Source organism: Streptomyces sp. NBC_01410 (assembly GCF_045040195.1).
Taxonomy (GTDB): Bacteria; Actinomycetota; Actinomycetes; order Streptomycetales; family Streptomycetaceae; genus Streptomyces.
In genome coordinates this window covers 1,488,237-1,514,389 of record NZ_CP109530.1, presented here as the reverse complement: position 1 = coordinate 1,514,389, position 26,153 = coordinate 1,488,237, and the positions used below count along the sequence as shown (strand labels likewise).

Annotated in this window: 27 protein-coding genes; 16 read left to right on the top strand and 11 right to left on the bottom strand. The window is 70.6% G+C overall.

Annotation, left to right across the window (positions count from 1 at the left end; all coding sequences use genetic code 11):
* Positions 1-40 precede the first annotated feature (40 nt).
* The gene (locus OG741_RS07005) at positions 41-1,846 is read right to left on the bottom strand and encodes a substrate-binding domain-containing protein (protein ID WP_405595952.1); all 1,806 of its coding nucleotides are present in this window, start codon (positions 1,844-1,846) and stop codon (positions 41-43) included.
* A 161-nt stretch (positions 1,847-2,007) separates the two neighbouring features.
* Here OG741_RS07005 and OG741_RS07000 point away from each other — a divergent pair, with 161 nt between their 5' ends.
* Positions 2,008-2,808, top strand: coding sequence for a CPBP family intramembrane glutamic endopeptidase (locus tag OG741_RS07000; protein ID WP_405595951.1), 801 nt, complete (start codon positions 2,008-2,010; stop codon positions 2,806-2,808).
* Positions 2,809-3,097: 289 nt separating this feature from the next.
* On the opposite strand, the gene OG741_RS06995 is transcribed toward OG741_RS07000, so the two are convergent.
* Positions 3,098-3,919, bottom strand: a complete 822-nt coding sequence (locus OG741_RS06995; protein ID WP_405595950.1) for a PhzF family phenazine biosynthesis protein — start codon at positions 3,917-3,919, stop codon at positions 3,098-3,100.
* A 138-nt stretch (positions 3,920-4,057) separates the two neighbouring features.
* Here OG741_RS06995 and OG741_RS06990 point away from each other — a divergent pair, with 138 nt between their 5' ends.
* Complete coding sequence (locus OG741_RS06990) at positions 4,058-4,666, top strand: PadR family transcriptional regulator (RefSeq protein WP_405595949.1); 609 nt, start codon at positions 4,058-4,060, stop codon at positions 4,664-4,666.
* Positions 4,667-4,748: 82 nt separating this feature from the next.
* On the opposite strand, the gene OG741_RS06985 is transcribed toward OG741_RS06990, so the two are convergent.
* Entirely contained in the window at positions 4,749-5,177 is a 429-nt protein-coding gene (locus OG741_RS06985; protein ID WP_405595948.1) for an SRPBCC family protein, read from the bottom strand.
* Positions 5,178-5,418: 241 nt separating this feature from the next.
* Between OG741_RS06985 and OG741_RS06980 the strand changes: the two genes are divergently transcribed.
* From OG741_RS06980 to OG741_RS06970, 3 genes are all read left to right on the top strand, one after another.
* Entirely contained in the window at positions 5,419-5,943 is a 525-nt protein-coding gene (locus tag OG741_RS06980; protein ID WP_405595947.1) for a Clp protease N-terminal domain-containing protein, read from the top strand.
* 95 nt (positions 5,944-6,038) lie between these two features.
* Positions 6,039-7,031 carry an EamA family transporter gene (locus OG741_RS06975; protein ID WP_405595946.1) on the top strand — a complete coding sequence of 331 codons (993 nt, stop codon included), beginning with the start codon at positions 6,039-6,041 and terminating at the stop codon, positions 7,029-7,031.
* Between the two features lie 212 nt (positions 7,032-7,243).
* Complete coding sequence (locus OG741_RS06970; RefSeq protein WP_405605434.1) at positions 7,244-8,191, top strand: DMT family transporter; 948 nt, start codon at positions 7,244-7,246, stop codon at positions 8,189-8,191.
* Positions 8,192-8,237: 46 nt separating this feature from the next.
* On the opposite strand, the gene OG741_RS06965 is transcribed toward OG741_RS06970, so the two are convergent.
* A complete protein-coding gene (locus OG741_RS06965; protein WP_405595945.1) occupies positions 8,238-8,906 on the bottom strand; it encodes a pyridoxamine 5'-phosphate oxidase family protein in 669 nt (222 codons plus the stop codon).
* 23 nt (positions 8,907-8,929) lie between these two features.
* Here OG741_RS06965 and OG741_RS06960 point away from each other — a divergent pair, with 23 nt between their 5' ends.
* Positions 8,930-10,261, top strand: a complete 1,332-nt coding sequence (locus OG741_RS06960; protein ID WP_405595944.1) for an aminotransferase class I/II-fold pyridoxal phosphate-dependent enzyme — start codon at positions 8,930-8,932, stop codon at positions 10,259-10,261.
* On the opposite strand, the gene OG741_RS06955 is transcribed toward OG741_RS06960, so the two are convergent.
* A complete protein-coding gene (locus tag OG741_RS06955; protein WP_405595943.1) occupies positions 10,252-11,214 on the bottom strand; it encodes a DMT family transporter in 963 nt (320 codons plus the stop codon). The genes OG741_RS06960 and OG741_RS06955 overlap by 10 nt on opposite strands.
* Before the next feature lie 74 nt (positions 11,215-11,288).
* Between OG741_RS06955 and OG741_RS06950 the strand changes: the two genes are divergently transcribed.
* On the top strand, positions 11,289-12,209 hold the full coding sequence (locus tag OG741_RS06950; protein ID WP_405595942.1) for a LysR substrate-binding domain-containing protein: 921 nt from the start codon (positions 11,289-11,291) through the stop codon (positions 12,207-12,209).
* Between the two features lie 63 nt (positions 12,210-12,272).
* On the opposite strand, the gene OG741_RS06945 is transcribed toward OG741_RS06950, so the two are convergent.
* A complete protein-coding gene (locus tag OG741_RS06945; RefSeq protein WP_405595941.1) occupies positions 12,273-12,740 on the bottom strand; it encodes a pyridoxamine 5'-phosphate oxidase family protein in 468 nt (155 codons plus the stop codon).
* A 127-nt stretch (positions 12,741-12,867) separates the two neighbouring features.
* Here OG741_RS06945 and OG741_RS06940 point away from each other — a divergent pair, with 127 nt between their 5' ends.
* Positions 12,868-13,518, top strand: coding sequence for a cysteine hydrolase (locus OG741_RS06940; RefSeq protein WP_405595940.1), 651 nt, complete (start codon positions 12,868-12,870; stop codon positions 13,516-13,518).
* Here the strand turns inward: OG741_RS06940 and OG741_RS06935 are convergent.
* Both OG741_RS06935 and OG741_RS06930 read right to left on the bottom strand, forming a co-directional pair.
* Positions 13,505-13,957 (bottom strand): Rieske (2Fe-2S) protein, encoded by a 453-nt coding sequence (locus OG741_RS06935; RefSeq protein WP_405595939.1) that lies wholly within the window; start codon positions 13,955-13,957, stop codon positions 13,505-13,507. The two genes, OG741_RS06940 and OG741_RS06935, sit on opposite strands and share 14 nt — an antisense overlap.
* 83 nt (positions 13,958-14,040) lie before the next feature.
* The gene (locus OG741_RS06930; protein WP_405595938.1) at positions 14,041-16,179 is read right to left on the bottom strand and encodes a prolyl oligopeptidase family serine peptidase; all 2,139 of its coding nucleotides are present in this window, start codon (positions 16,177-16,179) and stop codon (positions 14,041-14,043) included.
* Between the two features lie 84 nt (positions 16,180-16,263).
* Here OG741_RS06930 and OG741_RS06925 point away from each other — a divergent pair, with 84 nt between their 5' ends.
* The 7 genes from OG741_RS06925 (at position 16,264) to OG741_RS06895 (ending at position 22,271) form a co-directional block, all read left to right on the top strand.
* Positions 16,264-17,115: a HipA family kinase gene (locus tag OG741_RS06925; RefSeq protein ID WP_405595937.1), complete on the top strand. Its 852-nt coding sequence runs from the start codon at positions 16,264-16,266 to the stop codon at positions 17,113-17,115.
* On the top strand, positions 17,112-17,510 hold the full coding sequence (locus OG741_RS06920) for a DUF3037 domain-containing protein (RefSeq protein WP_405595936.1): 399 nt from the start codon (positions 17,112-17,114) through the stop codon (positions 17,508-17,510). The genes OG741_RS06925 and OG741_RS06920 overlap by 4 nt, the downstream gene beginning before the upstream one ends.
* Positions 17,511-17,663: 153 nt before the next feature.
* Positions 17,664-18,425 carry a 3-oxoacyl-ACP reductase FabG gene (gene fabG, locus OG741_RS06915; RefSeq protein ID WP_266488421.1) on the top strand — a complete coding sequence of 254 codons (762 nt, stop codon included), beginning with the start codon at positions 17,664-17,666 and terminating at the stop codon, positions 18,423-18,425.
* Positions 18,426-18,442: 17 nt separating this feature from the next.
* On the top strand, positions 18,443-19,204 hold the full coding sequence (locus OG741_RS06910; RefSeq protein ID WP_405595935.1) for an SDR family oxidoreductase: 762 nt from the start codon (positions 18,443-18,445) through the stop codon (positions 19,202-19,204).
* 116 nt (positions 19,205-19,320) lie between these two features.
* Positions 19,321-20,901 (top strand): ABC transporter substrate-binding protein, encoded by a 1,581-nt coding sequence (locus OG741_RS06905; protein ID WP_405595934.1) that lies wholly within the window; start codon positions 19,321-19,323, stop codon positions 20,899-20,901.
* Between the two features lie 79 nt (positions 20,902-20,980).
* Entirely contained in the window at positions 20,981-21,664 is a 684-nt protein-coding gene (locus tag OG741_RS06900) for a uracil-DNA glycosylase (protein WP_405595933.1), read from the top strand.
* A gap of 133 nt (positions 21,665-21,797) precedes the next feature.
* Positions 21,798-22,271: a hypothetical protein gene (locus tag OG741_RS06895; RefSeq protein WP_405595932.1), complete on the top strand. Its 474-nt coding sequence runs from the start codon at positions 21,798-21,800 to the stop codon at positions 22,269-22,271.
* Positions 22,272-22,467: 196 nt separating this feature from the next.
* Here the strand turns inward: OG741_RS06895 and OG741_RS06890 are convergent, their stop codons facing one another.
* Complete coding sequence (locus OG741_RS06890; protein ID WP_405595931.1) at positions 22,468-22,932, bottom strand: hypothetical protein; 465 nt, start codon at positions 22,930-22,932, stop codon at positions 22,468-22,470.
* Between the two features lie 84 nt (positions 22,933-23,016).
* Entirely contained in the window at positions 23,017-23,532 is a 516-nt protein-coding gene (locus OG741_RS06885) for a DinB family protein (RefSeq protein ID WP_405595930.1), read from the bottom strand.
* Between the two features lie 149 nt (positions 23,533-23,681).
* On the opposite strand from OG741_RS06885, the gene OG741_RS06880 reads away from it, so the two are divergent.
* Positions 23,682-24,587, top strand: coding sequence for a Gfo/Idh/MocA family protein (locus OG741_RS06880; RefSeq protein WP_405595929.1), 906 nt, complete (start codon positions 23,682-23,684; stop codon positions 24,585-24,587).
* Here the strand turns inward: OG741_RS06880 and lnt are convergent.
* A complete protein-coding gene (lnt, locus tag OG741_RS06875; protein WP_405595928.1) occupies positions 24,511-26,130 on the bottom strand; it encodes an apolipoprotein N-acyltransferase in 1,620 nt (539 codons plus the stop codon). The two genes, OG741_RS06880 and lnt, sit on opposite strands and share 77 nt — an antisense overlap.
* Between the last annotated feature and the right edge of the window lie 23 nt (positions 26,131-26,153).

The window sequence follows — 26,153 nt, the reverse complement described above, 5'->3', positions numbered from 1 at the left end:
AGCGGGCACCGTCCTGGGCGGGCGCCGTCCTGGGCGGGACTCACTCCTGAGCCGCGGTCCGCCCCGTCTGCCCGACCGCCATGATCGCCTTCAGGATCACGCCCTGGATCTCCGCGGGATCGCTGACCTGGTAGCCGGCACCGCCCGTCGCCCTGGCGATCTCGTCGACCTCCGCCTGATCGGCGTCGGGGCCGACCGCGATCGCGATCAGGGGCACCGGACGATCGGGGTCGGTGAGCTCTTTCAGCTGGGAGATCAGCTCGCTGCGGGAGATGCTGAACCGGTCCTGGTTGGAGCCGTCCGTGAGCAGGACGAGGGCGTTGAACTTGCCCTTCACATACGTCGCCCGGGCCTCCTTGAAGGCGGCGAGCGTCGTGTCGTACAGACCGGTCGCGCCGTCCCGGACGGGAGCGAGCGCCTTGAATGCCTTGGAGAGCCGGGCCCGCTGGGTGCCACCGTCCTCCACGCGGGCGTCGAGCCGGGCCGTCGGCACGAGCTTGCGGTAGTCGTTCGGTCCGTCGAGGCCGGTCGCGAACTCCCACAGCCCGATCTCGTCCTGCGGTGTGAACTGGCCGAGTGCCCGCAGCAGGGACGCCTTGGTGACATCGAGCCGGCTCTCCGGCTCACGGCCCGGCACAGGCTGCTGCATGGACCCCGAGACATCGACGACGGTGGTGAGACGTGCGCTCTGCACGGTGATGGTCCATGTGCCCAGCGTCTCCTGCAGGGCGTCCGTCGGCAGCGGCTGGGCCGTGGCCGCGGACGGGGCGTAGGGCTGCGGCGCACGGCCGCCGGCGGTGCGTATGACCGATTCCTCGACCTCGCCGTCGGCAGCGCGGAAGCCGTGCGCCGCGAGCGTCCGCCGGGACTCCGTCTCATCCAGCAGTCCCAAGAAGCGCGTGGCGGCCCGGCCCTCGTCGGTGCTCAGCCCGCTCTCGTCGACCAGGTTGTACGGATAGTCCAGCTGGGGCGCGCCGTCCTTGGGATAGAAGAGGTCGAGGTCGCGTGCGCTGTCGCGGGTGGCTGAGTTGTACGCGAAGGCGGCCTGCTCGGAGAGATACACGGCCTGGTTGCTCGGGGGGTCGTCGCCACCCTTGCCGGATTCGCCGGGCGCCAGGGTGCCCACCACCTGGGCGTCAGCGTCCGAGACACGCTGCGACAGGAGTTTGGCGGTGGCGGCGACCTTGGTGTCGGCATCCGGGCCGCCCGTCTTGCCCACGGACTGGGCGACGCTGGTCAGCGCCAGCAGCCCGGTCGCGCTGCGGTCCGGGTCGGCGGAGCCGAGGCGCACCCTGTCCGTCTCCGTGGCGGCCTGCGTCAGCTGTGCCCAGGTGTACGTCTTCCTGGGCCAGCCGAGGGCGGAGCCCGCCGAGTGGACCGTGGCCAGGACGACGGGGGAGACGGCGACATTGCCGGCCGGTGTGAGCGGGACTTTCTCCGCGAGCGCCTTGGCGCGCTCGGCCCAGACGCTGGAGTCGGGCAGCCACACCTCGTAGCCGGGCTCGGCCCTGCCCGCGGCGAGTTCCTGCGCGACCTGGTAGTTCTCGCGCGGGGTGACCCGTACGTCCATGCACTGGCCGTCGGATCTGATCCGCTTCTCGCGGGCGCGGTCGGCGACCTCGCGCACGGCGGGCGCTATGTCGGGCGAGGCGACGACGTCCAGGCGTACCGCGGAGTCCTCGCACGACGTGGCGAAGGAGAGCAGACCGCTCTGTGCTGCGATGCCCGTCCCCCCCGCCACGGCGAGAACGAGCATCGTGGCGATGGCGGTCGTGCGCCTGCTTACGCGTGGACGGGACCTGCCTCCGTCCCCCGCCTCGTCGTCGGGCAAGCTGTGACGTCCCATGCGGTGGTGCCCCTCTTCGAGCGATGAGCAAGGAAAAGGGGACCGCGTCATCGCGATGACGCTCGTCCCCCGGCCTGTCGCGCGCGATCTTCGTACCTGTATTCGAGACCCTAGCGGGGCGAGGATGGGGATGAGACGGGATTACTCAACTGGAGGCAGGTGTGCAGGCGGAGGCGGGACGCGTGGCTGATTCTCTACCTCAAGAGGGCATGTCGCGAAGGATCTTGCGGTCCGAGACACTGCTCGTGCTGGCGCTCTCACTGGGTGCGAGCGCGGTGTCGGCGCTGATCAGCTTTGTCGGATCGCTGACGAAACCGGGCAGCCTGAAGCAGCAGGCGGCGACACTGAACGGGTCGTTCGCCCCCGGGCGGCCATGGCTCGATCTCGCCTGGCAGCTCTTCGACATCACGACGGCCCTGGTGCCTGTTCTGCTCGTCGCGCACTTCCTGTTCCGGGAGGGCGCCGGGCTGCGGTCGATCGGCTTCGACCGGAGCAGGCCATGGAGCGATCTCGGGCGCGGCGCACTCGTCGCGGCGGGGATCGGGGGCGCCGGGCTGGCCTTCTATCTGGCGACTCGCGCCCTCGGGTTCAACCTCACGGTGGTGCCCGAGTCGCTGCCGGACGTGTGGTGGAAGTACCCGGTACTGATTCTCTCGGCGATCCAGAACTCCGTACTGGAGGAAGTGATCGTCGTCGGATATCTGCTCCGCAGGCTGGGGCAGTTGGGCTGGAGCCCGATGGCCGCGCTGGTGGCGAGCTCGGTGCTGCGCGGCTCGTACCACCTCTACCAGGGTGTCGGCGGGTTCGTCGGCAACATGGTCATGGGCGTGCTGTTCGTGCTGCTCTACCGGCGGTGGGGGCGGGTCGGGCCGCTGGTGGCGGCGCATGCGCTGCTCGACATCGTGGCCTTCGTCGGATACGGGCTGCTGGCGGGCAAGGTGGGGTGGCTGCCCACGCCGTGAGCTAGGTCCTGTCCGGTCGATCAGGCCGGATCAGTGAGCGGGGTCTGGCGATGGGGGCACCTCCCGTGCCCGAAGGGCTACGGGGGAGCATCGCAAGGCGGAGGAAGGAGTCCACGCGGAGCGTAGGCGACTACGACAACGGTGGGGGTACCTCCCGTGCCCGAAGGGCTACGGGGGAGAGGTGCCGTGCCAGGGCACGCGAGCCCGGCAAGATCGACCGGACAGGACCTAGTGCGGAGAGGGGGCGTACGGCCGATCCGTACGCCCCCTTGGCATGTCCGGCAGTGGATCAGGGCGCGGAGAGCAGCTCGCCGTCGATGACGGTGACGGCATGGCCGGTCAGCCGGGTGCGCTCGCCGCGCACGGAGGTACGGACCAGACCGGTACGGGCGGAGGCCTGCAGCCCGGTCAGCTCGGTGCGCCCCAGCCGGGCGGACCAGAACGGCGCGAGCGCCGTATGGGCGCTGCCGGTCACCGGGTCCTCGTCGATGCCGACCCGCGGGAAGAAACAGCGCGAGGCGAAGTGATAGCCGTTCGCCGGGTCCGCGGCGGCCGCCGTGGCGATGATGCCGCGCTCCGAGTGGTGGACCAGGGCGCGGATGTCCGGGGCCAGTGAGCGTACGGCCTGCTCGTCGGCCAGCTCGACGAGCAGATCACCGATGTGCGGGCCCGTGTCGTGCGCCGAGAGCACGTCGGCGCCGAGCGCCTCGGCGACTCCGTCCGGGATCTTCAGCTGCGTGAGCGTCGCGGTGGGGAAGTCGAGCGTGATCGTGCCGCTCGGGTCGGCGGTGGCGGACAGGATGCCGCACCGTGCCGCGAAGCGCACCGTGCCCGTCGCCGCGCCGGTGGTGTGCAGTACATGGGCCGTGGCCAGCGTCGCGTGGCCGCACATGTCGACCTCGGTGGCCGGCGTGAACCAGCGCAGCGCCCAGTCGGCATCGCCGCCCGCCGGGAGGGGGTGGGCGAAGGCGGTCTCGGCGTGGTTCACCTCCCTGGCCACGTGCTGGAGCCAGGTGTCCTCGGGGAAGCGGTCGGAGTCCAGTACGAGGACTCCGGCGGGGTTGCCGGTGAAGGGACGGTCGGTGAAGGCGTCGACGATTCGAATCCGCATCCCGCGACCGTAGAGGTGCCAGGAAGCCGCAGGCCAAGGCCAATTCGAGGTTGCTGGACCGATTGGGTATTGCCAGCCGACACATTCCGATATATCGTTGACGCATCGCGACAGATCAATGATGGAAGGAGCGTAGCGATGCGTTCACATGGACAGGGACACGAACACGGTCAGGGACATGGGCACTGCGGGCCCGGCCATCAGGGTCGGGGCGACTTCGAGGGGCGGCGCGCGGCGTTCGGCCCGTTCGGACCGCCGTTCGGCGGACCCTTCGGGGGCGGACGCGGTCGTGGCGGCGGTCGGGGAAGGGCGCGGCGCGGAGACGTGCGTGCCTCGATCCTGGCGCTGCTCAAGGACCGGCCGATGCACGGTTACGAGATGATCCAGGAGATCGGCGAGCGCAGCGGAGGGGCCTGGCGGCCCAGCCCGGGCTCGGTCTACCCGACGCTCCAGTTGCTCGAGGACGAAGGTCTGATCACCAACGAGACCGAGGGCGGCAAGAAGCTGTTCACGCTCACCGACGCCGGGCGCACCGAGGCCGAGTCGGGGCCGGAGGCCCCGTGGGAAGAGGCCGGGCGCGGGGTCGACTGGGACACGGTCAACGAGATCCGTCAGGCCGGGTTCGGTCTGATGGAGGCCTTCGGCCAGGTCTGGAAGACCGGCAGCACCGAGCAGCGGCAGAAGGCCGTCGCCGTCATCAACGAAGCCCGTAAGAAGCTCTATCTGATCCTTGCCGACGAGCACTGACTCACGGCGCGAGAGGGGCCCCGTGCGCGAGCGCGGGGCCCTTCTCGTGTGTCCTCTGGTCTCTCCTGTTGTCCTGCGGGCGTCAGGTGACGAGTCCCCCCAGCTTGCGCAGCGACTCGTTGAGTGCGGCCGTCGCCGAGTCCTTCAGCTTGCCCGCCATCAGCGACACGGCGGCGCCGGTGAACTCCCCGTCGATGCGCACCTGCGTGGCGTTCCCGTCCGGGGTGAGCGTGTAGCGGTTGCCGACGCTGACGCCCATCGGTCCCTTGCCCTTGATTCCCAGCACCCGGCCGGCCTCGAACTCGTCCACGGTCCAGGCGACTTCGGCCGGGAATCCCATGAGCTTCATGTTCTCGTCGTAGGTGGCTCCCAGCTCCAGCGTCTGCGGCCCGCCCTTGGGGAAGCCGGTGTGGGTGGCGTTCCACTGGCCGTAGCTGGTGAAGTCGGTCAGCTGGGCCCAGACCTTCTCGGCCGGCGCCTCGATCCGGGCTTCGGCACTGACTTCGGCCATACGACCACCCCTCCATGTCGGGTTACGGTGTCGCGGAACGTAGCCGGACCTGCCCGAACATTCAATACTGATGAATAGTCAGATCTGGATCGGGCAAGGCGGCGCGCGCCCTTGGGGGAGAAGTGTCTCGATCTCATCCGTAAGGAGGAGAAACCGGCCGCGCGTGCCCAACCTCCGTGGGATGGGCAAATGGGCCCCGGCGAGGACGCCCGGGCCCTCGGGAACTGATGGGGTGGGAGGTGTGCACAGCCCTACCCCGCGGGTGCCTCGACAGCCCGCCGCCATCCGTACGGGCATCGATTCCCGGCTCACCGCGGAGCTGGTTTCGGTGGTCGCCGGTGCGCGCCGCAGGGCACTGCGCGACGGCGACCGGCAGATCGACACGGCGCATCTCCTGCACTCACTGATCGAGTCGGACCCCGAGGTGCGGACGGCACTCGGCGGCGGGCCGCAGGTCGCGCGCGTCCTCGGCTATCTCGTACAGCGCAGCATCGGATACGGCCTGCGCTGGCAGGGCTCGGTGGAGGACTCGGGCACCCTTGCCGTCGTACGCGAGACGGACGGCGAACTGTCGGGGTGGTCGCCCGCGGCCGCCGCCGCGATGGAGGGCGCGCTGGAGCGCGCCGAGCTGCGCGGCCGGGCGCGGGCCGCAGGGATCGATCTGCTCGCCTGCCTCGCAGCGGATCCGGAGTGCCGGGCCGTGGAGGTGCTCGGGCGGGCCGGGGTGGACGCGGCGGTCCTGAGCGGGCGCATGGCGGCCGGCTGACCGCCGGACGCAGGCTCCCGGGCGCGGCTTCTCGACAGCGTCTCGACATGTGTCACGGGGGTGACGGTCCTGTCGTGCGCTGTCATGATGTGCCGATGCAGGCGTCTGAGGGAAGAAACGCCGGCCTGGGACTCGCCCTGGGCTCGGCGTTCGCGTTCGGTGGATCGGGTGTCGCGGCCAAGCCGCTGATCGAAGCGGGTCTCGACCCGCTGCATGTGGTGTGGCTGCGCGTGGCCGGATCCGCGCTCGTCATGCTGCCGGTGGCCTGGCGCCACCGTGACCTCGTGCTGCGCAGGCCCGCGCTGCTCGTCGGCTTCGGGCTGCTCGCCGTCGCGGGCGTACAGGCCTGCTACTTCGCGGCGATCTCCCGGATCCCGGTCGGTGTCGCGCTCCTCATCGAATATCTCGCGCCCGCGCTCGTCCTGGGATGGGTGCGCTTTGTCCAGCGCAGGCCGGTCACCAGGGCCGCCGCGCTCGGCGTGGTTCTCGCCGTCGCCGGGCTCGCGTGCGTCGTCGAGGTGTGGTCGGGAGTCGGCTTCGACGTGGTCGGGCTGCTGCTGGCGCTGGCCGCCGCCTGCTGCCAGGTCGGCTACTTCGTCCTGTCCGACCACGGCGGGGACGGTGACGACGCGGCGGACCCGATGGGCGTCATCGCGTACGGACTGCTCATCGGCGCGGCTGTGCTGACGCTGGTGGCCCGGCCGTGGGGGATGGACTTCTCGCTCCTCGGCGCGAGCGCGGACATGGGCGGCACGCAGGTGCCCGCGGCGCTGCTCCTCGGCTGGATCGTCCTGATCGCCACGGTGCTCGCGTACGTCACCGGGGTCGTCTCGGTGCGCAGGCTCTCGCCGCAGGTGGCGGGCGTGGTGGCCTGCCTGGAGGCGGTCATCGCGACCGTGCTGGCGTGGGTGCTGCTGCGGGAGCATCTCTCGGCGCCGCAGATCTTCGGCGGTGCGGTGGTGCTGGTCGGGGCGTTCATCGCGCAGTCACAGGCTCCGAAGGCACCGTCGGGGCCGGTCGCGGGGGGTGGGCCCACCGAGTCCGCCGTCCCCGGGGGACAGTTGTCGGCCCCGCACGCCGCACCGTAGGGTGCCAGTCATGCATTCGACCGTACTTCCGCCGCCTGCCGCTTAGCGCGGGCGGCCGCCTTTGACGAAGACCGGGCTCGGGGTGTCCCCGAGCGGTTCGTCGCTGCCCGCGTGACGGAGCAGAGCGACCAGCCATCCCGTTCTTCACACGGAGAAGTCACGTGTCGAAAATTTCCTCAACTCCCGCTGTCGGCGTGCCCGCACAAGTGCCCGTGCCGACGCTGCTGCCCACTCCTGTGCCCCTGGGGCGGAGCCTCCTCTATCTGATCTTCGCCGGGGTCGCCTGGGGGACCGCGGGCGCGGCTGCCTCGCTGGTCTTCCAGGTGAGCGATCTTGGTCCTCTCGCGCTGTCGTTCTGGCGCTGCGCCGGGGGCTTGGTGCTGCTTCTGGGCGCGCTGGCGCTGCGTACGCGGCGTACGGCTGCCGAGCGCCGTGCCGCGGCCGGTGAACCGCGTCGTCGTCGGCTGCTGCGAATTGTGGCCACGGGCATCGGCCTCACCGTCTTCCAGAGCGCCTACTTCGCTGCCGTCGAGGCGACCGGGCTCGCTGTCGGCACGGTTGTCACGCTGGGCGCGGGTCCCGTGCTGATCGCGGTGGGTGCGCGGCTGACGATGGGCGAGCGGCTCGGGCGCGGCGGTGTCATGGCGGTCACGGGGGCGCTGGCCGGCCTGTTCGTGCTCGTGCTCGGCGGCGAGGGCGGGACGGTACGGCCGGTGGGTGTGGCCCTCGCGCTGCTCTCCGCCGCCGGATACGCGGCGATCACCCTGCTGACGCGGTGGCTCGGACGCGGCGGGGGCGGTGGCGACTCGTTGTCGACGACGGCCTGGGCGTTCGCAATCGGAGCGGTAGGGCTGCTGCCGATGGCGCTGGGGGAGGGGCTGCTGCCGCACACCGAGGAACTGGGGCGCGTGGTCTGGCTGCTGGCCTATGTGGCGGCGGTGCCGACGGCGCTGGCGTACGCCCTCTACTTCGCCGGGGCGGCGGTGGTGCGGGCTGCGACAGTCTCGGTGATCATGCTGCTCGAACCGGTGAGCGCGGCGGTCATCGCGGTGACCGTGCTGGACGAGCGGCTGACGGGGGCGACTGTGGCCGGGACCTCGCTGCTGCTGGCGGCGGTGGCTGGGCTGGCGGTGGCGGAGACGCGGGTGGGGCGGCGGTAGGAGGTGCGGGGGTGGGGGCGCCGCCCCCGCCCCGCGGGCTGTGCGGTCAGCTCCGCGTCAGGTAGGCCGGTACGCCGATCGACTCGTCCAGGTCCGCCGCCGGGATCGGGGTTCCCTGGCGCGTGGTCACGGGCACCACACCCGTCCAGTACGGGAGCGTCGCGTCCTCCGGGTCGTCGTTCGGGCCGCCCGTGCGGAGCTTGGCCGAGACCTCCGTCAGGTCCAGGCGCAGGACCGCCGTCGCCGCCAGTTCCTTCGGGTTGGCGGGGCGCGAGTCGAGCGAGCGGCCCGGGACCACGTGGTCCACCAGGGCGTCCAGGGCCGTGCGCTTCTCGTCGGGGTCCGTGACCGGGTGGGCCGTGCCGTGGACGACGACCGAGCGGTAGTTGATCGAGTGGTGGAAGGCCGAGCGGGCCAGGACCAGGCCGTCGACATGGGTGACCGTCAGGCATACGGCGAGGCCCGGGTCCGGCTCGCCCGCCATACGGAGGGGGCGTGAGCCCGTCGAGCCGTGGAGGTAGAGGTGGTCGTCGACGCGGGCGTACAGCGTCGGCAGAACGACCGGCGCGCCGTCACGGACGAAACCGAGGTGGCAGACATACGCCTCGTCCAGTATCGAGTGGACCTGCTCGCGGTCGTACGCCGCGCGCTCCTTGGCGCGCGTCGGGACGGTGCGTTCGGTCGGCTCGTATGCGTCCGGCATTGCCTTCTCCATTGCACTAGTGCATAATCTCGTTTGTGTTAGGAGAGTATCGGATCGTAGGGCGCCGCGCATCGGAGATTGCCGCCAGCGTCGAGCGCGGGGTCGGCACGGGTGACCTGGAGCCGGGGCAACTGCTGCCGCCCATGCGGGAGTTGGCGACCGAGCTCGGTGTCAACCCGAACACCGTCGCGTCCGCGTACCGGACCCTGCGCGAGCGCGGGGTGATCGAGACGGCCGGACGCAAGGGCAGCCGGGTGCGGCCCCGCCCGGCCAGCACCGCCCGCGGGAGCATCGGGGTCGAAGCGCCCCCCGGCGTGCGGGACCTCGGCGAGGGGAACCCGGACCCCGCGCTGCTGCCTTCGCTGCACGAGGCGCTGGCCGCCGCGGCCCGGCGCAATGCCCAGGAGCCGGGCTTGTACGGACAGGCCCCTGTCGACGCGGAGTTCGGGCGTCTCGCCCGTGCCGCGATGGATGCCGACGGGGTGCCCGACGGGCCGGTCGCCGTCACTTCGGGGTCGCTGGATGCCATCGAACGCGTACTCGCCGCCCACCTCAAGCCCGGTGACGCCGTCGCCGTCGAGGACCCCGGCTGGGGAAGCCTGCTGGATCTGGTCTCGGCGCTGGGGCTGAAGCCCGTGCCGGTGGCGCTCGACGACGACGGGCCCCTGCCGGGCGAGGTGCGCAAGGCGCTCGCCGGCGGAGCCAGGGCGCTCATCGTCACCGACCGCGCGCAGAACCCCACCGGCGCCGCCGTGAGCAAGGAACGCGCGCGTGAACTGCGCGCGGTTCTCTCCCAGTTCCCTCACACCCTGCTCATCGAGGACGACCACGGGCACGCCATCGTCGATCTGCCGCTGCACCCCCTCGCGGGGCCGACGGACAGCTGGGCGCTCGTACGCTCAACGGCCAAGGCGTACGGCCCGGATCTTCGCGTCGCCGTGCTCACCGGCGACGCGGTCACCGTGGATCGCGTGATGGGCCGGCAGGGGCTCGGGCCCGGCTGGGTCAGCAGGCTGCTGCAGCGTGCGGTCGTCCAGCTGTGGAGGTCCGGTGCGGTGGATCCCCGAGAGGTCGCCCGCTCCTACGGGCAGCGCCGCGACGCGCTCGTCCAGGCTCTCGCCGAGCGCGGTATCGAGGCCCACGGCCGCAGCGGGATGAATGTCTGGGTGCCTGTGCCCGACGAGACCGGAGCCGTGACCCGTTTGCTGCGCGCGGGCTGGGCGGTCGCGCCGGGAGCGCGCTTCCGGATGTCCTCGCCGCCCGGCGTGCGGCTCACCGTCTCGGGCCTGGCGATGGACGAGATCGGGCAGGTCGCCGACGCGGTCGCCGCGGCGGCCACATCGGCACCCGCGCGCAGCTACGGCTGAGCCGCGGCGCGCGCCTTCGGCCTGCTCTGGCTCAGCGCCGCCCCGGCCAGGACGATCAGCGCGCCGACCGGCGTGTTCCAGCCGAGCTGCTCGTCCAGCACCGCGACGCCCGCCGCCGTCGCGATGACCGGAATGAAGTACGTGACCATCTGCGCGGTCGTCGGGCCGACCTCCGCGACCAGGCCGTACTGGAGCAGCAGCGCGAAGCCCGTTCCCAGCGCGCCGAGCGCGATCACCGCCAGCAGGGGGACGAGCGGGAAGGAGGTGGGCAGAGTGGTGAACAGCGGTGTGACGACGGCGAGTTGAATTGTCGCGAGCAGCAGCTGTGCCCCGGTCAGCGAGAGATTGGAGTGGCTGCTCCCCGCCAGTGTGCGGCGGACATAGATCCAGCCGATCGGATAGCTGAGCGAGGCGAGAAGCGCCATCGCCGTGCCGCCGAAGTCGAGACCCGAGAAGCCCTGCCAGGCGCCGAGCACCGTCAGTACGCCGAGGAAGCCGATACCGAGCCCGGCGACCCGGCGGCGGGTGGGCCGGTCCTCGGAGAGGGCGACCATCGACAGGGCCATGCCCCACAGCGGCGAGGTGGCGTTGCAGATCCCGGCGAGCGTCGAGGGGATCGTCAGCTCGGAGTAGGCGAAGAGTGAGAACGGCAGCGCGTTGAGCAGGAAGGCGGCCACCGTCAGGTGCATCCAGGTGCGGATTCCGCCCGGCAGCCGGTCCCGCCGGACCGCCATTGCGACGGCCAGCACCGCCGTACCGAAGAAGAGCCGCCCGAAGGTCACTTGAAAGGGGGCGTACGCGCCGGTGCCGACCTTGATGAGGAGAAAGCTGAAGCCCCAGACGGTGGAGAGCACCGCGAACCGGATGCGCCAGTCGAGGCCGCGGCTGCGTACGGAGCCGGTCGGGGTGGGGGTGGGTGCCGGAGAGGTTCTGGAGGGGGCAGCGGTGCTCATGGCGTCAACGATCCCGTGCCCGATCTCGTAGGACAAGCGAGAATTATTTGCTGCCTTCGCTTAGCATTGCTTATATGTTGAATCTGGAGCGCCTGCGAACCCTGGACGCGCTGGCCCGCCACGGCTCGGTCAGCGGAGCGGCCGACGGGCTGCATGTGACGACCTCTGCCGTCTCCCAGCAGATGGCGAAGCTGGAGCGGGAGGTGGGCCAGCAACTGCTGGCGAAGAACGGACGCGGAGTCCGGCTGACCGACGCCGGTCAGCTGCTCGCCGACCATGCCGCGCGCATCCTGTCCCAGGTCGAGCTCGCCCAGTCCGACATCGAGGCACAGCGCGGACAGGTCGTCGGCGAGGTGCGGATCGGGGCGTTTCCGACGGCCGCCCGCGGGCTCTTCCCTGCCGCCTTGACCGCGCTGCGCTCGGCCCACCCCGAACTGCGCGTGCGCTCACGCGAGGTGGAGCCCGAGCAGGGGATCAGGGAGGTGGTCAGGGGCGACCTCGATCTCGCAGTGGTCCTCGACTGGAGCAACAAGCGACTGCCGATGCCCGGCGGGCTCGCCCAGGCTCATCTGCTCGACGACATCCCCGATGTCGCCATGCCCGCGGATCATCCGCTGGCGGACCGGAGCGAGGTGGATCTGGAGGAGTTCGCGGAGGACGAGTGGGTGTCCTGGCCGGAAGGCGAATTCTGTTACGAGTGGCTGATGTTCACGCTGCGCTCGAAGGGCTTCGAGCCGCGGATCGGGCACATGGCGGAGGAGCACCACACCCAGCTGGCGCTCATCGAGGCGGGGCTCGGGGTGTGCGTGACGCCGAGGCTGGGGCGGGGCTGGGTGCCCGAGGGGGTGCGGCTGGTGCCGGTACGGCAGCGGATGCTCAGGCACATCTACGCGGTGTGGCGGACGGACGCCGACCGCCGGCCGTCGATCAGGGCGGCGGTCGCGGCGCTGCGCGAGGCGGCCGGCCGGGAGGGCGCGGACGGCTCGGCGGCCTGACAGCGTCTCGGCGGCCGGCAGCAGCTCTGACCGGCTGAGCGGCGCGACAGCAGTTCCGGCGGCTCAGAGACCCGACAGCTTTCTGAAGTCCCACGACGCGATCGCGTCGGGAGTCAGCCGCAGCCAGGCATGCCTGCCGTCGTGCGGCATCTCGTCGAGGCCGAAGTTCTTCCGCGCGAACAGGCTCTCCGGTACGTCCAGTTCGGGGCACGGCTCACCGGTGCGCGGCGCCTCGCCCACGAAGACGGCCGTACCGGAGAGCTCGACGCCGCGCAGCTCCCCGTACTCCTCGCCGTCGTCGATGACGACCGCGATCCGTGGATCGGCCCGCAGTTCGGTCCAGCGGCGGCTGCGGGTGAGGGAGTACAACCACAGCGAGCTCCCGTCCCAGGCGAACCACAGGGCGCTGACATGTGGACGGCCGTCCGCGGACACGGTGGCCACCCGGCAGGTGTGCTGCCCGGCCAGGAACTCGTCCAGCTCGCCGGGCGTCATCATGATGCGACGGCCCCGGCGCTGTGTGACGGCCATGCGCGGCCCCTCCCTCGTAGCTGACCCATGTAACTGACTATGTGTCAGAAATCATGGGGGCTCTTCCGCCCTCGCGCAATGGCGGTTACTGTCGCGCGCCCAGTCCCAGCCGTATGAGGGGGAAGCCGTGCCGTCCATCGAACAGCTCGCGGAGCAGCTCGACCCGGCCACCACCGTGCTGCTCACCGTCGAGTGCCAGCAAGGTGTCGTCGGCATGGACAGCGCGCTGCCCGAACTCGCCGAGCAGGCCAGGTCGTCCGGCGCGCTCCACCGGGTCGCCCGGCTGGTCGCCGCGGCTCATGAGACGGGCGTGCAGGTGCTCCACGCGGTCGCCGAGCGGCGTCCCGACGGGCGCGGCGCGAGCCACAACGCCCGGCTGTTCCGTGCGGCCGCCCGGCTGCCCGTCCAGCAGCACCCCGGTACGACGGCCGTCCGCATCGCACCTCCGATAGAGGTGGCGGACGAGGATCTCGTCGTACGGCGGCTGCACGGCCTGTCACCGATAGCGGGCACGGACGTCGACGCACTGCTGCGCAATCTCGGCTGCCGCACGCTCGTCGTCACCGGGGTCTCGGCGAATGTCGCGATCCCCAACGCCGTCTTCGACGCGGTCAACCTCGGCTATACGGCGGTGGTTCCGCAGGACGCCATCGCGGGGGTGCCCGCCGACTACATCCCCGCGATGGTCCGCAACACGCTCGCGCTCGTCGCCACGATCACCACGACGGACGACGTCCTGTCCTGCTGGAAACGGTCCCGGCGCGCTACGCGATCTTGATCGAGCCGCCGTCGACGGTGATCGAGGCCGCGGGCAGCGGTTTGGTGGCGGGCCCCTTGGTGACGCTGCCGTCCTCCGCGCTGAACTGGCTTCCGTGACAGGGGCAGTTGATGGTGCCGTTCGCGATGTCTTTCACCGCGCAGCCCGCGTGGGTGCACTTGGACGAGAAGGCTTTGAACTCTCCGGGCTTCGGCTGGGTGACGACCACATCGCCGATGACCTTGCCCCCGCCCTCGGGAATGTCCGTGATCTTGGCGATCTCCTTGCCGCCCCCGGCGCCCGCCCCGCCCTCCCCGCCCGTCGGCTTGTCGGCCACCGACGTACTGCCGTCGTCCGAGCTGCCGCACGCGGTCAGCGCGACGGCGAGACCGGCCCCGCCCGCCGCGGCGACGACGGCACGTCGTGTCATGTTCCGCGCAGAACCCTGCGATCCGGTCATGATGGCTCCCTCTCAACGGTCCCTGTCCGGCCCCCGCGCAACGGCCGGTTCTTGATGGTGTACGAGTGGGCGGCGCGGCACGTTCAGATACTCGGGGAATTCAAGGATTTCTTCAGAAAGGCCGTCTCGAGCAGCAGCAGGTGGGCGGCCTGGTCCTCGTGAGAGACCAGATGGGTGGCCCCCGAGAGCGGCAGAACCGTATGCGGGCGGCCCGCCGCGAGCAGCGCCGCCGAGAAGCGCAGCATGTGCGCGAAGACCACGTTGTCGTCGGCGACGCCGTGCACCAGCAGCAGCGGACGGGTCAGCTTGTGAGCGTACGGGACGAGCGAGCTGCGTTCGTAGTTCTCGGGCTGCACGTCCGGGTGGCCGAGGAACCGCTCTTCCCAGTGTGTGTCGTAGAGCCTGCGGTCGGTGGGGGCGGCGCCCGCGACCGCGGCGTGAAAGACCTCCGGATGGTGCAGCACCGCGCCGGCCGCCAGATAGCCGCCGTAGGACCAGCCGCGGATCGCCACCGCGTCCAGGTCCAGATCGGGATGGCGCGAGGCCGCCTCGTGCAGCGCGTCGATCTGGTCCTCGAGTACGGGCGTCAGCCGGTCGCCCTGAATGGCCTTCGCCCAGGCGCGGCCCCGGCCGGGGGTGCCGCGGCCGTCCGTGACGAGCACGGCGAAACCCTGCTCGGCGAACCACTGCGACACCGCCGACCACCAACCGCGCTCGCGCACCACCAGCTGGATGCCGGCTCCGGAGTACGGGTTGAGGAGCAAGGGCAGCTTTCCCGAACCCGGCTCGTGCCACGACGGCAGGAAGAGCCGGCTGCGCAGTTCACGCTCCCCGAGCGTGAGAAACACCGGCCGGGGCGTGACCAGTGGCTTCTCGGCGAGCACGGCGATCCGCCCGACGGGCTTGCCGCCGTGCAGCACGGTCACCGTCCGCCCGTCGTCCGTCCCGCTGTCCAGGACAACGGTGTCGCCGCCGACGTGGGCGGTGTGGACGCCGGGTCCCTCGCTGACGCGGACGAAGCCCGCATCCGGGGCGTGGGACCAGACATGGATCTCGGTCGGATCCTCGCTCGCGGTGAAGAAGACGCGCTCGCCGACCGTGCCGACGACCTCGCGGACCTCAAGCCCGTCCGGGGTGAAGGCGTCCCCGATCCGCAGCCCGTGCGTGTCCGAGAAGCACCAGGGGATCACGCAAGTGCCCGAGGGGAGCCGGACCGGAGTGCCCGGCATCAGATCCACCCATGCTCGATCGCGGGCGCGATGCTGCGCCTGCGTCGCCCCGGTCGCGGGGTCCACGGCCAGGACATACACCGAGCGCTGGTCGCGGGTCTGCACGGAGATCAGCGGGCCGTGGCTGTCCCAGCCCGCCGCCGTGACGTACTCGAAGGCCGGGTCGGTCCACTGCGAGACGTAGTGCTGCTCGCCCGCCGCCTCGGGGATCTCGACCGCCACCATCGCCTCTCCTTCGAGGCGCACGACGTGCATCGACACCTCCGCATTCGCCGTCCCCGCCGCCGGATACGGCAGCGATACCGGCGGTTTCGCCGGATTCGCCGGGTCCGCGATGTGCCAGCGCCCCACCGGTGAGGTGTCCACCCGGGCGACCAGCAACGCGTCCCCCTCCGGCGACCACCAGTGGCCCCGTGTCCGGTGGATCGACTCGGCCGACACATGGTCGGAGAGCCCGTAGGTCACCTCGGGACCCTCGGGCGCGGCCAGCAGCCGGTCGTCGCTGCCGTCGGCCCGCACGACATGGAGCGCGCCCCCGGAGACGTACGCGATCCGGTCCCCGTCCGGCGAGGGACGCGGATCGACCGCCGGGCCCGCCGTGGCGATTCTGCGCGGGGCGCCGCCGTCCGTCCGTACGGTCCAGAGCTCTCCGCCCAGCGCGAAGACCACCATCAGAGCCGCGCTGTCGGTCGCGTACGACACCACACCGGAGGAGGTCTCCCTGGCGCGCTCCCGCCGGACCTTCTCCGCCTCCGGCACATCCGTCTCGCCGCCGAGCGTGACGGGGTCGGCGAGTACACGCTCCTGTCCGTCCGCGTACAGCCACAGCCTGCTGACGCGGTCCTGGCCGCCTTTGCTGCGTAGGAACAGCACGCGCGAGCCGTCGGGCGAGACGGTGAAGTGCCGCGGGACACCGTGCGAGAAACGCCGGGTCCGGGCGTACTGACGGGGGAAGTCCTGGGCGTCCATGAGGTCTTGCGTGTCTTCGGCCATGGGGCATCGTTGGCATGTCCGCGCAGGTCAGCACAAGCGAAAATCCGAGCGATCACCCGACCCGCCCCGAAGTACTGTGGGGCAATGCTCTCCGAAGTCACAGCGACCCGCTATGTCACGCCCCTGCGTGAAGGCGGCTCGCTCCCCGGCATCGTCGAGGCCGACGATCTCGGTACGTACGTCATGAAGTTCACCGGAGCGGGACAGGGCCGCAAGACCCTGGTCGCCGAAGTCATCTGCGGACAGCTCGGCAGGCGGCTCGGTCTGCGGGTCCCCGAGCTGGTCACCATCCAGCTCGACCCCGTCATCGGTCTCGGCGAGCCCGATCAGGAGGTGCAGGAGCTGCTGAAGGCGAGCGGCGGGCTGAACCTCGGGATGGACTTCCTGCCCGGTTCGCTCGGCTTCGACCCGCTCGCCTACGAGGTGGACGCGGCAGAGGCCGGAAAGGTCGTCTGGTTCGACGCGCTGATCAACAATGTCGACCGCTCCTGGCGCAACCCCAACATGCTGGTGTGGCACGGCGACCTGTGGCTCATCGACCATGGAGCCACCATGATCTGGCACCACAACTGGCCGGGCGCCGCGGTCTCGGCGGCCAAACCGTACGACGCGTCCGACCATGCCCTCGCGCCCTTCGAGCCCGACATCGCCGCGGCCGCCGCCGAACTCGCGCCGCTGGTCACCGAGGAGCTGCTGACCGAGGTAGCCGCCGACGTCCCGGACGAGTGGCTGGTCGACGAGCCGGGTTTCGGGACCACCGACGCGCTGCGCAGGGCTTATGTCGAGGCGCTGATGCCCCGGGCGGCGACGATCCATGAGCGGATCTCGCTGAGCGCGCCCTCCAAGCCCCGGCCCTCGCAGGCGCCCGGCTGGCTGACCGAGCACCTCACCCCCTGGCCGCACCCGACCAAGAGCACGAAGGACGCGGGCCAGTGAGCGGGCGCGATGTCAGCGAGCATGATGTCTTCGAGTACGCGCTGCTGCGTGTGGTGCCGCGGGTCGAGCGCGGTGAGTGTTTCAACGCCGGCGTGGTGGTCTACTGCCGTGCCAAGTCCTTCGTCGCCGCCCGTACGTATCTCGACGAGGGGAAACTCAAGGCCCTCGACCCGCGTGCCGACGTGACGGGGGTACGCGCCGCCCTGCGGGCCGTCGAGGGCGTCTGCCGAGGCGGCGAGGACGCAGGTCAGGCGGCGCGCGACGACGCGGGACGCCGCTTCCGCTGGCTGATCGCGCCGCGCTCGACCGTCGTACAGCCGGGCCCCGTGCACACGGGACTGACCTCCGATCCACAGGCCGAGGTGGAGCGGCTGCTCGACCTGCTCGTCCGGTGAGTGATTCCGTGAGTGACGGGGCGCACCCGGTGGGCCGTTGACACCGGGTGCCAGGGCTTCTAGCGTCACGTCTGCTGAAGGTACTAAGCGGTCGCTCATCCCTGGACGTGGGACGTACCGGATGAGCCGCATCCAAGGGCGAGGAGAACCAGCATGTCCACCACCGAGCAGCGCGTCGCCGTCGTGACCGGGGCTGCGCGCGGTATTGGCGCAGCCACCGCGGTACGACTGGCGGCCGAGGGCCGCGCCGTAGCCGTACTCGACCTCGACGAGGCGGCCTGCAAGGACACCGTCGAGAAGATCACCGCGGCCGGCGGCAAGGCCCTCGCCGTGGGCTGCGACGTCTCCGACAGCGCCCAGGTGGAGGCCGCCGTCGCGCGCGTCGCCGCCGAGCTCGGCGCGCCGACGATCCTTGTCAACAACGCGGGCGTGCTCCGCGACAACCTGCTCTTCAAGATGAGCGAGTCCGACTGGGACACCGTGATGAACGTGCACCTCAAGGGCGCGTTCCTGATGGCCAAGGCCTGCCAGAAGTACATGGTGGACGCCGGATTCGGACGTATCGTCTCGCTCTCCTCCAGCTCGGCGCTGGGCAACCGCGGCCAGGCCAACTACTCCGCCGTCAAGGCCGGTCTGCAGGGCTTCACCAAGACCCTCGCCAAGGAGCTCGGCAAGTTCGGTATCACCGCGAACGCCGTCGCCCCCGGCTTTATCGTCACCGAGATGACGGCCCAGACGGCCGCCCGCGTCGGCATGGGCTTCGAGGAGTTCCAGGCCGCTGCCGCCACCCAGATCCCGGTCGCGCGCGTCGGGTTCCCCGAGGACATCGCCAACGCCATCGCCTTCTTCACGGGCGACGAGGCCGGCTTTGTCTCCGGCCAGGTCATGTACGTGGCCGGCGGACCGCTCAACTGAATCGGGAGACGACGGACATGACCGCAGAGGTACAGGACAGCGGAAAGGTCGCGCTGATCACCGGCGCGAGCCGTGGCATCGGCTACGGCGTCGCCGAGGCGCTCGTCGCCCGCGGCGACCGGGTGTGCATCACCGGCCGTGGTGAGGACGCGCTCAAGGAGGCCGTGGAGAAGCTCGGCGCCGACCGGGTGATCGCCATCGCGGGCAAGGCCCACGACGAGGCCCACCAGGCGGCCGCCGTGGAGCGCGTCATGGAGGCCTTCGGCCGCGTCGACTTCCTGATCAACAACGCCGGGACGAACCCGGTCTACTCGCCGATGGCCGAGCTCGATCTGAACGTGGCGCGCAAGGTGTACGAGACCAACGTGATCTCGGCGCTCGGCTTCGCCCAGCAGACCTGGAAGGCCTGGCAGAAGGAGAACGGCGGTGCGATCGTGAACATCGCGTCCGTCGCCGGTCTCGCTCCCTCGCCCTTCATCGGTTCCTACGGCATGAGCAAGGCGGCGATGATCAACCTGACCCTGCAACTGGCGCACGAGTTCGCGCCGGGTGTCCGGGTCAACGCGATCGCACCGGCCGTGGTCAAGACCAAGTTCGCCCAGGCCCTGTACGAGGGCAGGGAGGAAGAGGCGGCCGCGGGCTACCCGCTCGCGCGCCTCGGTGTGCCCGAGGACATCGGCGGAGCGGCGGCTTTTTTGACTTCTGACCAATCCGACTGGATCACGGGGCAGACGCTGGTCGTCGACGGGGGTATCTTCCTCAATGCCGGGGTGCACTGAGCCCCCTGGACCCTTTTGTTCCTGAATGTGTCAAGTGCCCTGCCGGGCCATCAGATTGACCCGGCAGGGCGCTGCGGTATGGTCGGCCGACCCATGGCTGAACGAGGAGCGTGCACGTGTTCTACCGGACCTGCCTGCAGGCCACTGCAGCCCTAGCGTCCATATCTCTGCTGGCCGGATGCAGCCTGTTTTCGGGTGAGAGCACCGAGCGCGAGCAGAAGATTACGGTCGGTACGATGAGTGAGCCCACCACCCTCGATCCGGCCGCAGCCTGGGACGGCTCATGGGAACTGCTGAGTAATGTCTTCCAGACGCTGGTGAGCTTCCCGTCGGGCAGCGCAGCACCGCAGCCGGACGCCGCGAAATCCTGCCGCTTCACCGATGCCAGCAACAAGCTCTTCGAGTGCGAGCTGAAGCCCGGCCTTACGTTCTCCAACGGCGACAAGCTCGACGCCGCGGCGGTCAAGTACTCCATCGAGCGGATCCGGAAGATCGACGCGAAGGGTGGCCCCAACGGTCTGCTCGGCTCGCTCGACAAGGTCGAGGCCGCCGGGGACCGCATCGTGAGGTTCAGCCTCAAGACGCCTGACGCCACCTTCCCGTTCATCCTGGCCACGCCCGCCATGGCTGTCGTCCCGCCCAAGGAGTACCCGGCGGACGAGCTCCGCGAGGACGGCGGGCTGACAGGTTCGGGGCCGTACGTCCTGAGTTCGTACAAGAAGGGCGAACGGGCCGAGCTGACCAAGAACTCCAAGTACGAGGGGTTCGCGAAGCTCAAGAACGAAGCCGTCACCATCCGCTACTTCCAGGACTCCGACGTGATGGTCGGAGAGCTCAAGAAGAAGAAGATCGACACGATCTACCGCGGTCTCACCGCGCAGGAGGTCGTCAAGCTTCAGTCGAAGCAGCCGGAGTACGACGGCCTCCAGCTCGTCGAGACGGTCGGCGCCGACATCCGTTACCTCGTCTTCAACTCCAAGGACCCCATGGCGGGCAAGCTCGCCGTACGCCGTGCGATCGCTCAGGTCGTCGACCGCGGCGCGCTGGTCGGCAAGGTCTACCAGGGCACGGCCGAGCCGCTGTACTCCATGGTCCCCAAGGGCATTTCCGGCCACACCACCGAGTTCTTCGACCGCTATGGCGAGCCGGACGTGGACAAGGCGCGGGCCATCCTCAAGGACGCCGGTATCACCAAGCCGGTGCCGCTGATGTTCGGGTACTCCTCCGACCGTTACGGCTCCGCCTCCAAGGCCGAGTTCGACGAGCTCAAGCGGCAGCTCGACGCCACCGGCCTGTTCAAGATCACGGTGGAGGGCAAGCCGGAGAAGGACTTCAGGAAGGCCTACCAGGCCGGCGAGTACCCCGTCTTCGGACGCGGCTGGTTCCCCGACTTCCCGGACCCGGACAACTTTGTGGCCCCGTTCGTCGGCAAGAACAACGCGCTCAGCATGCCGTACGAGAGCCCCGAGATCACCGACCAGCTGCTGCCCGCGTCCCGGCGCGAGAGCGACCGCGGCGCGGTCACTGACCAGTTCGAGCGGGCACAGGAGATCTTCGGCGACGACGTACGGCTGCTGCCCCTGTGGCAGGGCAAGATGTTCGTCGCCTCCAGCGAGGAGATCGGCGGCGGCGAACTCGCGATCAACCCGCAGACGTTCATGCAGATGTGGCAGCTGTACCGCAAGGCCAGCTGGTAGACCGCCGGCAGACCCCGTTGTCAGTGGCCCCCGGTAGGTTCTTTTCTCGAGAACTGGTCCCATCCCGGAGGTTGTTGACGTGACCGACACCGACATGCTGCCCGAGTCCTGGCGCGGCGTCCTCGGCGACGAGCTGCAGAAGCCCTACTTCAAGGAGCTCACCGAGTTCGTCGAGGAGGAGCGGGCCAGGGGGCCGGTCTATCCGCCGCGCGAGGAGGTCTTCGCCGCCCTCGACGCGACACCGTACGACCGCGTCAAGGTCCTGATTCTCGGCCAGGACCCGTACCACGGAGAGGGGCAGGGGCACGGCCTCTGCTTCTCCGTGCGGCCGGGCGTCAGGACCCCGCCCTCCCTGCGGAACATCTACAAGGAGATGCAGGCGGAGCTGGGCCACCCCGTCCCGGACAACGGCTATCTGATGCCGTGGGCCGAGCAGGGTGTCCTGCTGCTCAACGCCGTGCTGACGGTGCGGTCGGGCGAGGCCAACTCCCACAAGGGCAAGGGGTGGGAGAAGGTGACGGACGCGGTGATCAGCGCCGTGGCCTCGCGGCCCGACCCCGCGGTGTTCGTGCTCTGGGGCGCCTACGCGCAGAAGAAGCTGCCCCTGATCGACGAGACGCGGCATGTGGTGGTGAAGGGTGCCCACCCCTCGCCCCTGTCCGCGAAGAAGTTCTTCGGCTCGCGCCCCTTCACGCAGATCAACGAGGCGGTCGCCGCCCAGGGCCACGAGCCCATCGACTGGCGGATCCCGAACTTGGGCTGAGCGTTCGCGCACCCGGCTGACAGGCACGGGCCTGTGCCCGAGCCTGTGCGGCATTGTCACGGGCGGCGGCTAGCGTCGTGATCCGTGAATCGTAGCATTTCGCGCAATCGCCGCACGGACGTGGGAGGCCGCAGTGACGGAGCAGCCGGAGGCGTCGGGGGACGCCGTCGTGACCCGGATCGGGCAGGCGATCATGCTGCTTCACGGCGGAGACCGCGAGGAGGCGCGCAATCGCTTCGGCGCCCTCTGGTCGGAGATCGGCGAGGCCGGCGATGCCCTGCACCGCTGCACCCTGGCGCACTACATGGCGGACACCCAGGACGACCCCGGTGACGAGCTCGCCTGGGATCTGCGGGCGCTGGCCGCGGCGGACGGGCTGAGCGAGGAGCGGCCGGCCCGGCACGAGGCGGCGGTCGAGGTGCGTGCCTTCTACCCCTCGCTCCACCTCAACCTCGCCGCGGACTATGTGAAGCTCCAGCGCCCCGAGGCCGCGCGGGTCCATCTCGACCGGGCTCGCACGGCGACGGACGCCCTGGGGGACGACGGATACGGCAACGGCGTCAGGGCCGCGATCGAGCGGCTGGAGGGGCGGCTGCGGGGGGAGTGAGGCCAGGGCCTGTCGTTTGGATCAGGCCGGATCAGTGAGCGGGGTCTGGTGCGTGCGATCGCAAGGCGGAGGATGGAGCCGACGCGGAGCGTCGGCGACTGGCGCAACGCGGCATGGGGGCACCTCCCGTGCCCGAAGGGCTACGGGGGAGTGCGTGCCAGGGCACGCGAGCCCGGCAAGATCCGAACGACAGGCCCTAGTTCCCGTAGACCTCCCGGCAGATCCGGGCTTCGGTGCTGCCGGGGCGCCAGCGGCCGTAGTCCTCGCTCAGCGCACAGATGCCGGCGGGGACTTCGACGGGCACCGGCGCCGCGGGCTTTGTGGGCCGTGCAGGGCGCGCGGGCATTTCGCGCGGCCGGGAGGCCGGGCCCGAGGTGCCCGGCTCGGCGGGTCTCGGTCCCGACGGCTCGCGCGGTGCGTCCTCGATGGCAGCGGGCGGCGTGGTCTTCTCGGCCGCCGGGGGCGCAAGGGCCTCCCGCGCCGGGTCCTGCACACGCTGCGGCTCCACGACCTGGGCCCGACGGCCGCTCCCCGGCGACGGGGGCAGCGGTGGTGCGGGCGCGGGCCGCGGCTCCACGGCCACACATCCGGTCAGGACGACGCAGCCGGACAGGGCGAAGGCGGCCATCCCGGCCAGGACGGTTGTTCTCGTTCGGTGCACCTGCCCAACTCTGCTGTGCGCGGCACGCATTCACCGTCGTACGAGCGGACAATGGCCCACAAGGGTGACGACGGAAGCCGTCGGTCACTCGCCGGTCGCGCCGTCGATCCGCTCACGGAGAAGGTCGGCATGGCCGTTGTGCCGCGCGTACTCCTCGATCATGTGCGTATAGATCCAGCGCAGATTGAACAGCTCTCCGGTGCGGCGGTTCTTCCTCACCGAGAGCTCGTCCAGCGATCGTCCCGCGACGGCCTGCCTGGCTCCCGCGATCTCGGCCTGCCAGGTGGCGTACCCCTCGGCCCAGGTGTCGGCCTCGGTGACATTGAAGTCGCCGTCGGGGTCGTCCTTGGAGTAGTAGATCGGCGCGGGCTCCTCGCCGGCCATGACCACCGGGAACCAGTGCCGCTCGACCTCGGCCATGTGCCGCACCAGGCCGAGCAGGGAGAGCGTGGAGGGTGGTGCCGACGCCGTGCGCAGCTGCTCGTCGTCGAGCCCCGCGCATTTCTGTTCCAGCGTGGCCCGGTGGTAGTCGAGCCAGCCGTCCAGCATGGTGCGTTCATCTGCGGCGGTGGCCGGTTCGGTGCGCTCAGGTGTCGTCATGCCGATCATCCTGGAGCACGGACCCACCTGCCGCCAGGCCTTGTTCGCCGAGCACTCCGCGCAGCGGCTCGGGTCCCCGCAGCGCACGTATGCTGCCGGAGCACGCGACGCAACGAAGGACAACCGGCACAGCGCCAAGGGAGGCCCCTGTGAAGGTCGGCTGCATCGGGCTCGGCGACATCGCGCGGAAGGCCTACCTGCCCGTGCTCACCACGCTGCCCGGGGTCGAACTGCATCTTCAGACCCGGACCCCCGCCACCCTCGCGCGGATCGCCGAGACCCATCACATCCCGGCCGGGCGCCGCCACACCGACCTCGACTCGCTGCTCGCCCAGGGGCTCGACGCCGCTTTCGTCCACGCGCCGACGTCCGTGCACGCCGAGATCGTGACGCGGCTGCTGGAAGCGGGTGTGGCGACGTACGTCGACAAGCCGCTCGCGTACGAACTGGCCGACTCCGAGCGGCTGGTGGCCCTCGGCGAGGCACGTGGCACCAGCCTGGCAGTCGGCTTCAACCGCCGTCTCGCGCCCGGCTACGCCCAGTGCCTGGAGCACCCGCGCGAGCTGATCCTGATGCAGAAGAACCGCGTCGGCCTCGCCGAGGATCCGCGCACCCTCGTACTCGACGACTTCATCCATGTCGTCGACACCCTGCGCTTTCTGGCCCCCGGGCCGATCGACCACACCGATGTACGGGCCCGGATCGTCGACGGCCTGATGCACCATGTCGTGCTGCAGCTGTCCGGCGAAGGCTTCACCGCCATCGGGACGATGAACCGGATGAGCGGCTCCACCGAGGAGATCCTCGAGGTGTCGGGCCAGGACACCAAGCGCGAGGTCCGCAATCTCGCGGAGGTCGTCGACCACAAGGGGCAGCCGAGCGTACGGCGCCGGGGCGACTGGATGCCCGTCGCCCGCCAGCGCGGTATCGAGCAGTCGGTGCTGGCCTTCATCGACGCCGTACGGGCCGGGAAGCTCCTCAGCGCACAGGACGCGCTGCGGACTCATCAGCTGTGCGAACAGGTGGTGCTGCGAGCCCTGGAGCAGGTTTCCTGAGCGAGCGCACACCCTCGGCGGCGCAGAGCGCGGCGAGGACCGCCAGTGCTCCGTAGACCGGCCACTCGCCGAACCTGACGAACGGGGTGGTGCCGCGGGCCCGCGGGACGTCGTAGACGGCGGCGGTACTGCTGTCCGTACCGAGCAGGCGGCCGACCCGGCTGCCGTCGGGTCCGTACACCGCGCTGACCCCGGTGAGCGTGGCGTGCACCATCGGCCGGCCGCTCTCGGCCGCCCGCAGCGCCGCCAGCGAGGCGTGCTGCTCGGGCGCCCAGCTCCCCTGGAACGACGAGGTCGCCGACTGGGCGATCAGCAGCTGCGCCCCGTCCCTGGTCAGCCTCCTGCCCATGTCGGGGAACGCCGACTCGAAGCAGACCAGCGGCCCCAGACGCAGTCCGCCCGTACCCTCGCCGGGCAGCACCATCACCACCGGACGGCTACCGCGCAGCCGGTCCTCGCCGGCCGCCTTGCCCACGGAGGTCGCCCAGCCCAGCAGCTCGCGCGCCGGTATGTACTCACCGAAGGGGACGAGCCGCATCTTGGCGTAGCGATCACCGGTCGGACCCTGCGGGCCCACCAGGACCGAACTCTTGAAGATCCCCGCCCGCCCGGCGCCGTCCTGGCTCCGGGCGTCCACATTGACCAGCAGATCCGCGCCGACCGCGCGCGAGAGCACCGCGATACGGGCCGCCAGATCCGGGCGCTCGCGCAGATCCGCGCCGACGCTGCTCTCGCCCCAGACCACCAGATCGATGTCCTGACCGGCCAGTTGGCGGGTCAGCTCCTCACTGCGGGCGAAGCGCCGCTCGACGCTCTCGCTTCCGTCGACGACGCCCGGCTGTACGACAGCGATACGGGCCCGCCCCGAAGGCTCCGGCTGCGGAAGCCAGAGCCACACCGCGGTCGTGGTGAGCGCACAGATGACACCGCCGCCCACCGCGGCCGTCCGGGCGTGCGGCACCGCGATCAGCACGGTGACTGCGGTGTTCACCGCGACCACGAGCAGGCTCACCAGCCAGACGCCACCCACCGAGGCGAGCCGCAGGGCGGGGGAGACCTGCCACTGGCTCGCCCCCAGCAAGCCCCAGGGACCGCCCAATCCCTCCCACGACCTGACCAGTTCGATCATCAGCCAGCCCGAGGGCACCACCGCCAGAGCGGCGACGGCTCTGGCAGGCCTCGGGCGCCTCCCGGACAGCAGCGACCACACCAGCCACCCCCAGGGCGCCCACAGCAGCCCCAGCAGCGCGGCGATCAGCACGATGAACACATGCAGGCTCGGGATCAGCCAGTGATGCACGGCGATCATGAAGCCGATGCCGCCCAGCCAGCCCTCGACCGCGGCCCGGCGGCCCGTCGGCGCGTCCCGGACCAGCAGCATCCACGGCACCAGCGCGACATACGCGAACCACCACAGCGAGGGTTCGGGAAAGGCCAGCGCGGGCAGCGCACCGGCGGCCACCGCGGCGACGGCCCGCCAGCGCCCAGACGCCGCGAGCTCTCGCGCGCGGCCCAAGCCAGGCCGGCCGACCGGAATCCGCATACCGCGCCTCCTCGTCCGCCTCG

Bases quoted from the DNA above. Each gene is read 5' to 3' on its own strand.
- OG741_RS06950 (WP_405595942.1), top strand. From the start codon at position 11,289: ATGTTGAATCTGGAGCGCCTGCGAACCCTGGACGCGCTGGCCCGCCAC.
- fabG (WP_266488421.1), top strand. From the start codon at position 17,664: ATGTCCACCACCGAGCAGCGCGTCGCCGTCGTGACCGGGGCTGCGCGC.
- OG741_RS06975 (WP_405595946.1), top strand. From the start codon at position 6,039: ATGCAGGCGTCTGAGGGAAGAAACGCCGGCCTGGGACTCGCCCTGGGC.
- OG741_RS06925 (WP_405595937.1), top strand. From the start codon at position 16,264: ATGCTCTCCGAAGTCACAGCGACCCGCTATGTCACGCCCCTGCGTGAA.
- lnt (WP_405595928.1), bottom strand. From the start codon at position 26,130: ATGCGGATTCCGGTCGGCCGGCCTGGCTTGGGCCGCGCGCGAGAGCTC.
- OG741_RS07005 (WP_405595952.1), bottom strand. From the start codon at position 1,846: ATGGGACGTCACAGCTTGCCCGACGACGAGGCGGGGGACGGAGGCAGG.
- OG741_RS06910 (WP_405595935.1), top strand. From the start codon at position 18,443: ATGACCGCAGAGGTACAGGACAGCGGAAAGGTCGCGCTGATCACCGGC.
- OG741_RS06990 (WP_405595949.1), top strand. From the start codon at position 4,058: ATGCGTTCACATGGACAGGGACACGAACACGGTCAGGGACATGGGCAC.
- OG741_RS06995 (WP_405595950.1), bottom strand. From the start codon at position 3,919: ATGCGGATTCGAATCGTCGACGCCTTCACCGACCGTCCCTTCACCGGC.
- OG741_RS06930 (WP_405595938.1), bottom strand. From the start codon at position 16,179: ATGGCCGAAGACACGCAAGACCTCATGGACGCCCAGGACTTCCCCCGT.
- OG741_RS06965 (WP_405595945.1), bottom strand. From the start codon at position 8,906: ATGGAGAAGGCAATGCCGGACGCATACGAGCCGACCGAACGCACCGTC.
- OG741_RS06955 (WP_405595943.1), bottom strand. From the start codon at position 11,214: ATGAGCACCGCTGCCCCCTCCAGAACCTCTCCGGCACCCACCCCCACC.
- OG741_RS06945 (WP_405595941.1), bottom strand. From the start codon at position 12,740: ATGGCCGTCACACAGCGCCGGGGCCGTCGCATCATGATGACGCCCGGC.
- OG741_RS06985 (WP_405595948.1), bottom strand. From the start codon at position 5,177: ATGGCCGAAGTCAGTGCCGAAGCCCGGATCGAGGCGCCGGCCGAGAAG.
- OG741_RS06935 (WP_405595939.1), bottom strand. From the start codon at position 13,957: ATGACCGGATCGCAGGGTTCTGCGCGGAACATGACACGACGTGCCGTC.
- OG741_RS06885 (WP_405595930.1), bottom strand. From the start codon at position 23,532: ATGACGACACCTGAGCGCACCGAACCGGCCACCGCCGCAGATGAACGC.